Annotated in this window: 1 rRNA gene; it reads left to right on the forward strand. The window is 53.2% G+C overall.

What is annotated here, in order from left to right:
• Window positions 1–51: 51 nt before the first annotated feature.
• Window positions 52–2,625: ribosomal RNA gene (locus V6D20_15035) — 23S ribosomal RNA — on the forward strand; the annotation flags it as partial.

The following is a 2,625-nucleotide window of genomic DNA, read 5'->3' on the forward strand; positions in this document are numbered from 1 at the left end:
AGATCCGTCAGACGCTGTTCGTATAATCTTTTGAAACATTAAAGAGATATGCAGGAAGCGAATAAGGGCATACGGTGGATGCCTTGGCATACTGTGCCGATGAAGGACGTGGTACACTGCGAAAAGCTACGATCAGGTGTGTGCAACCGTTACCAGTCGTAGATATCCGAATGGGGAAACCCACGTGGGGGCATGCCCACGTATCCTATGGTGAACACATAGTCATAGGATGGGAACCGGGAGAACTGAAACATCTAAGTAACCCGAGGAAGAGAAAGCATTCCGTTAGTAGTGGCGAGCGAACGCGGATTAGCCCAAACCAGCATATTGCTGGGGTTGTAGGTCGTGCAAAATGGATTGTGAACGTGTAATCGAATGGCTCTGGAAAGGCCAGCCATAGCGGGTGATAGCCCCGTAGATGAAACATTGACACACCTAGCACTGAACCTGAGTACGACGGTGCACGCTAATACCGTCGGAAGCAGGGGGGTCCACCCTCCAAGGCTAAATACACAGTATGACCGATAGCGGACATAGTACCGTGAGGGAAAGGTGAAAAGAACCCCGGTGAGGGGAGTGAAATAGAATCTGAAACCGTATGCTTACAACCAGTCAAAGCCCCTAGTGGGTGATGGCGTGCCTTTTGGAGAATGAGCCACCGAGTTAATGCATGTGGCAAGCTTAAGCCAGTGACAGGCGGAGGCGAAGCGAAAGCGAGTCTGAATAGGGCGAGCAGTGGCATGTATTAGACACGAAACTGAGTGAGCTAACCATGAGCAGGCTGAAGCGAAGCTAACCCTTCGTGGAGGGCCGAACCAGTATCTGTTGCAAAAGATTTGGATGACTTGTGGTTAGGGGTGATATGCCAAACGAACTCAGAGATAGCTTGTTCTCTCCGAAATAGCTTTAGGGCTAGCGTTAACTGATGGTTAGTGGAGGTAGAGCACTGAATGGGCTAGGGGGCGCAAGCTTACCAAACCCAATCAAACTCCGAATACCATTAACTTAAGTTGGCAGTTGGACTGCGTGAGATGAGTTTCGCAGTCGAGAGGGAAACAACCCAGACCCTCGGTTAAGGTCCTTAAGACCAAGCTAAGTGGAAAACGAGGTGAGTGTGTGTAGACAGCCAGGAGGTTGGCTTAGAAGCAGCCACCCTTTAAAGAGTGCGTAATAGCTCACTGGTCAAACGCACTTGCGCGGATAATGTAACGGGGCTCAAGCTTGGCACCGAAACCCGGGATACGCAAGTATGGTAGGAGAGCGTCGTGTAAGCCGTTGAAGGTAGAGCTGGTAAGGCATACTGGAGGTATCACGAGCGAGAATGGTGGCATGAGTAGCGAGAAATACGTGAGAACCGTATTCGCCGAAAGTCTAAGGTTTCCGACGGAAGGTCAGTCCGCGTCGGGTTAGTCGGGCCTAAGCCGAGGCTGAGAAGCGTAGGCGATGGACAACAGGTTAATATTCCTGTACCGGTGAGTGGAGCAAAACAGGGTCGCAGTGGGAAGACTGAGCCATTGAATGGATGATGGTGGCAAGCGGGTAACACCCGTGATGCCGGTACCTACGGGTCAAAAGTCAGTTGCACCTATTGCCGAGAAAAGCTGTGGAGCGTTGAAGCTTACCGCCCGTACCGCAAACCGACACAGGTAGACGGGTTGAGAATACTCAGGCGAACGGGAGAACCCTCGTTAAGGAATTCGGCAAAATGGCTCCGTAACTTCGGGAGAAGGAGCGCCAGCGCAAGCTGGCCGCAGTGAAAGGGTCCTGGCGACTGTTTAACAAAAACACAGGTCTCTGCGAAACCGCAAGGTGACGTATAGGGGCTGACACCTGCCCAGTGCCGGAAGGTTAAGGGGACGAGTTAGCTACGGCAAAGCTTTGAACTGAAGCCCCGGTGAACGGCGGCGGTAACTATAACCGTCCTAAGGTAGCGAAATTCCTTGTCGGGTAAGTTCCGACCCGCACGAAAGGTGTAACGATCAGGACACTGTCTCAACGAGGGACCCGGCGAAATTGAAGTACGTGTAAAGATGCACGTTACCCGCAGCAGGACAAAAAGACCCCGTGGAGCTTTACTGTAGCTTGTCATTGCGTTAGGGCACGAACTGTGTAGTATAGCTGGGAGACTGAGAAGCTGGGCCGCTAGGCTCGGTGGAGTCATCAGTGAAATACCAGCCTGTTGGTGCTTTGGCCCTAACCTGCGACCCTGAAGCGGGCGTGGGGACAGTGGCAGGTGGGCAGTTTGACTGGGGCGGTCGCCTCCTAAAGAGTAGCGGAGGCGCCCAAAGGTTGGCTCAGATGGAATGGCAACCCATCGCAGAGTGTAATGGCACAAGCCAGCTTGACTGCGAGGCATACACGCCGAGCAGAGACGAAAGTCGGGCATAGTGATCCTACAGCACTGAGTGGAAAGGCTGTAGCTTAACGGATAAAAGCTACCCCGGGGATAACAGGCTAGTCTTGCCCAAGAGTTCACATCGACGGCAAGGCTCGGCACCTCGATGTCGGCTCATCGCATCCTGGGGCTGGATCAGGTCCCAAGGGTTGGGCTGTTCGCCCATTAAAGCGGTACGTGAGCTGGGTTCAGACCGTCGTGAGACAGGTCGGTCTCTATCCGCTGTGGGC

The organism is Candidatus Obscuribacterales bacterium (assembly GCA_036703605.1).
GTDB lineage: Bacteria > Cyanobacteriota > Cyanobacteriia > RECH01 > RECH01 > RECH01.